The following is a 4,809-nucleotide window of genomic DNA, read 5'->3' as shown; positions in this document are numbered from 1 at the left end:
TGCCGGCGACATCATCGCCTGCGGCTATGTCCGGCAGGCCTGCCAGCGGCAGCTGCACGATCTCCCCCGCGAGGACTGGCCCTACCGCTTCGATCCGGAAGCGGCGGAGCGCATCTGCCGGTTCGCCGAACTCCTGCCGCACATCAAGGGACCGCGGGCGGGCGAGCCGATCCGTCTGGCGCCTTGGCAGTGCTTCGTGCTGACCACCGCCTTCGGCTGGCTGCGCACATTGACCGGTAAGCGGCGCTTCCGGCGCGTTTACATCGAGGTCCCGCGGGGTAACGGCAAGACGACCATGTCGGACGCGCCGGCCCTCTATATGCTGGCCGCCGATGGCGAGGGTGGTGCCGAGGTCTACAGCGCCGCCCGGACCCGTGACCAGGCGAAGATCGCCTTCTGGACAGCACAGCAGATGGCGCGACGCTCGCCCGAGTTCCTGCGCCTCCTCGGCGTTGAGGTGCTGGCCCACCGGATTGTCCAGACCCGCACCGCCAGCTACTTCGAGGCGGTTTCGGCCGACGCCGACAGCCTGGACGGCAAGAACGTCCACTTCGGCCTGATCGACGAGCTCCATGCCCACCGCTCGCGCGACGTCTACGACGCCATCGAAACCGGTGCCGGCAAGCGCGACCAGTCGATGCTGTGGGCGATCACCACCGCCGGCTCTGACAAGACCGGCGTCTGCTACGAGCAGCGCGCCTATGTGCTAAACATCCTGAAGGGCACGGTCGAGGACGAGAACACCTTCGGGATCGTCTACACCATCGACGACGGGGACGACTGGACGGCGGAGGAGACCTGGCGCAAGGCCAACCCGAACTACGGCGTGTCGGTCGAGCCCGAGCACCTCGCCATGCAATGCCGCAAGGCGATGCAGTCGCCGGCCTCGCAGGCGTCGTTCCTGACCAAGCACCTGAACATCTGGATCCAGACCGACCAGGCGCTGTTCGATATGCGGGCCTGGGAGCGCTGCCGGGACGAGAGCCTGGTTCTCGACCAGTTCCAGGGCGAGTCCTGCATCCTGGGGATCGATCTAGCGTCGAAAACGGACATTGCCGCCCTGGTCCTGCTGTTCGCGCGAGATGGCAAGCTGATCCCCTTCGGCCGTTTCTACCTGCCCGAGGTGGCGGTAGACGAGGCGCGGAATGGCTCCTACCGCGGCTGGGCGGTGGAGGAGCGGCTTGTTCTCACACCTGGCGACGTCATCGACTTCGGCCAGATCGAGGCGGACATCCTGGAGTTCTCGCAGCGCTTCGATATCCGGGAGATTGCCTACGACCCGTGGCAGGCAACCCAGCTGGCAACCCGGCTTCAGGACCAGGGCGCCCGGGTCATCGAGTTCCGGCAGACAGTGGCGAACTTCTCCGAGCCGACCAAGGAGCTCGACGCGCTGATGCGCTCGGGCCGCATTGCCCACGATGGCGATCCGGTACTCGCGTGGATGCTGGGCAACGTGGCTGGGCACTACGACGCCAAGGAGAACGTCTACCCGCGCAAGGAGCGGCCTGAAAACAAGATCGACGGCGCGGTTGCCCTCATCATGGCACTCGGTCGGCACATGGTCGCGAAGGAGGTATGGAACATCGATGAAGCCATTCACAATCCCGTCATTGTCTGATGAGGAGCGCTGCGGGAAAATAGGTTACGACACTTTAATGATGTAGTGGTCAAGCGGTGGGCCGCGACGGCGTTCAGCCAGCGCTTGGCCTGCCGCCCCGGCCGTAGGTGGGTCGACTGCCATGCCTCGACGATGCCGACGAAAACGCTAGACAGGGCGCTCCGCGGTGCCAATTCCGTGTGGTCCATGAAGAGCCGCTCCTCAACCTGGCGCTCACTGTTGCCCAGCTTGAAAGACATGTACCAGGTGCCGCTTGGCCGGAGCACGTTCCTCAGCCGTGACGCCACGTCGGGGAACGACACCGACGGCACGTGCAACAGCGACTCGCTGTCCTAACTGCCGTCGAATTCTCCGCGCATGCCGCGTCCCAAAGCGCATGAGGTGGACGACTGCGATCGCTCTTGATCGCCGTCAATGCCATCTTCGCCTTGAACGAGATATTGTGCTTCTACGGGCCTGCTTTACACCCTGCTCTTAATCTGGATCATAGAGGCAGGACCCTCGCATACCACCTGCCCCGGTTTCGGATTCCATCTCATCGCGCTGTGGCGCATACTTGCTCCGTTGAATTTCACTATCAGCGCAGGCGCCGTCGTGAGTAGCCAATAATCTGCCTTGCGAAGCGTGTTGCGACTCCTAAGTCCTCCAAGTCCGCAAGCTTCATCTGCGCAACTTCTTGCAGTGTCGTTATGCCTGATGCTTCAAGCTTTCGGATTGTGCCCACGCCAACAACAGAACCTTCATGCCCGCGCAGAGATGCCCGAATACCGCGGAGCATTGGACCTAGCGGTGAGGTATATTTTAATTGTTCCAACAGGTCATATGTCTGGTTGCGCATCCGTATAAGCGCGTGCTTTGTGTCTCGTATCTGACCGGAGTCAGCAGAACAGATTTCTCGGAGATGGTGGTAAAAGGACCGGATATCAAACACGGCAGTGTGCCCAGCAAGTATCCAAAGTGCAGTATCGCGCCATCCTTCATCAGAACCATCAAAGCCAGATATTCCCCACCTCCGCTCAATATCTTCAATCGATACTCCCCGGGCGCGCTCGTCAAGAAGAATGGCGCCAAGCATTGCAAGGTAGGCCTGTTTTCTTGCTGCATCTGAGGGGATGGGGGAGGCGGAGCGTTGACTGCTTACCCCGAGAGATCCTAGGAGCTCATCTGCTTTAGATGCGGTTGATGAGCCCATCACCCACTCGGTAAATAGCATAGACTTCTCGCCTATCAGTCGTGACTCCATCCAGCCATCAATCTGACTCGCCAGAGACTCGCTGAATCGTCGGACTCTCGGAGCTCTCTCCGAGAGGAGTGAAATGAGGAAGAGATGGTCGAGCGGCGACCATCTCCTCAGCAATCTGACGCTTCGGTCCATTGACATCAGATCGCGCATCAGTTGGCCGAGTGCTGCCACATAGAGGAGCGGCAGCATTGATCGCACACCGCTTCGGCCGAGGTACGTCAGATGAAAGATGTTGCTATTGTCCCTGTAGGCGAGCAGTCTGACTGGATCACATAACCATCGCAGTGCTGCAGCCACCCGAGATGTGAGCGCATACCCACCGAGGGTATTTGCTAGCAATCGTGAAACGCTTACTACATTCAAGCCTTCTGTGCCAGATCGGCCGAGGCATGTGGCAATGAGCGAAGCTGCGGCGACTTCACTACCGCCGGATTCGCGCGAACCTTGACGCTTACCTGCGGGGATGGGATACTCGAAGGACGATCGGAGAGGGGGCAAGACCTCATTCCGCAAAGCTTTTGAGAGGCTCTCTGCTGACCAATTGTCATTTGGACGGAGTAGGACGATACCGTAACCGGGTCGATCGCCACGTCCGGCTCTTCCAAGAATTTGCAGGATCTCGTTAACCTGCAGACTGCCAAAGCCAAAATATGTAGTATCTCGAATCAAAACATGTGTAGCAGGCAGATTCACACCCATTGCCAAGGCGGTTGTTGCAACCAAGCAACGGCATGAGCCATCAACGAACTGTGCTCTGATCTTAGACCGCTCAACACTCGATAGTCCTGAGTGAAAACCTTGCACTGGCAGATTCAGTTTGAGGCGCAACTTGCGCGCTAACGCTTCTGCAGCTTCACGTCGATAGACAAATATTATCGCAGCGTTCGACGGGGTGTTTAAGATGCCGGCGAGCTCGGCGGCAATAATCTCGTCCGGCTCTTCGTCCGTCGAAATCGCCCATACTTCCTTGCGCAGCGGCGTTCGTGCGTTCGAAGTGAGGATCTGACTTGGCTGTAACCACTGCTGCAGGTTCTGAGGCTCCCCGACGGAGGCAGATAAGAGAGCAATGCGCGGCGGCGCTTCCATTGAGAGCATTGACGCAACGAGCAGTTCCAACGTCGGGCCGCGACGTGGGTCGCTAAGCAGGTGTGCCTCGTCGACAACCAAAGCCCCAATCGAGGCGGCCCAGTCGGCATTGTCGGGGTTCCGTAGAACTGCATCGAGCCGTTCTGGCGTCGCGACCATGATCTCGCCTTCGCGACCTGGGGGATCGGTCGGGAGTTCTCCTTCAAGACGATAGTCGCCCGTTGATAGAGAAATCTTTGGGGGCGACGAGAACACTATTGGCGACAGCGAGGTTATCGCCTCGCTCAAAACTTCATATTGCTCTTGGGCTAAAACACGTAGCGGTTCCAGCAATACCGCACGACGACCACGAAGCACGGCATCCAGGAGAACGATGTGTCCGACTAGGCTCTTGCCGCTGTTTGTCGGAGCGCAAACTACAAGGTGCTGGCGTGCCTCAATTATTCCGGTTTGGCCGACAGCAAGCTGCTGCACAGGGCGCAGGGAATGACCACGTGTCAAGGCGGCGAGAATATCCGGCCATGGTCTGGACAAGCAGTCAATTGTGCGCGGTGCTTGCTCGAACCCAACTCCGGCGGTTCCTGCGTCAAAGCGCTTCATCGCTCTTCCAAGAGACGACAAAGGACAGGAAATAGCTCCCGTAACTCTTCGGAAGTCAAGGCGTTAATGCGGCTATTAAGCCACTGTCTCCGTTCGCTTGCAGAAAGAGGTTCGGCCGATAGAAAGATAGGATCTTCTTGAAGATCGGTGTCGGACGGCAGTCCAAAATAAGACACAATCTGGTGTAAGGAAGCCGGTTGGGGCTCATAAGTGCCGCTAAGCCAACGGGAAATCGTCGTGGGGTCGATACCAAGCTCTGTGG

At 59.0% G+C, this 4,809-nt stretch carries 3 protein-coding genes; 1 reads left to right on the top strand and 2 read right to left on the bottom strand.

What is annotated here, in order from left to right:
* Positions 1-1,618 (top strand): terminase large subunit (locus AC5JJ6_RS41905; RefSeq protein WP_496047741.1); only part of this gene is annotated, 1,618 nt, incomplete at its 5' end.
* Positions 1,619-2,195: 577 nt separating this feature from the next.
* Here the strand turns inward: AC5JJ6_RS41905 and AC5JJ6_RS41900 are convergent.
* Positions 2,196-4,547, bottom strand: a complete 2,352-nt coding sequence (locus AC5JJ6_RS41900) for a DEAD/DEAH box helicase (RefSeq protein ID WP_496047740.1) — start codon at positions 4,545-4,547, stop codon at positions 2,196-2,198.
* Positions 4,544-4,809 (bottom strand): helix-turn-helix domain-containing protein (locus tag AC5JJ6_RS41895; RefSeq protein ID WP_496047739.1); only part of this gene is annotated, 266 nt, incomplete at its 5' end. The genes AC5JJ6_RS41900 and AC5JJ6_RS41895, both read right to left, overlap by 4 nt.

This window comes from Skermanella sp. (assembly GCF_059503625.1).
This window is presented reverse-complemented; position numbering and strand designations above follow the sequence as displayed.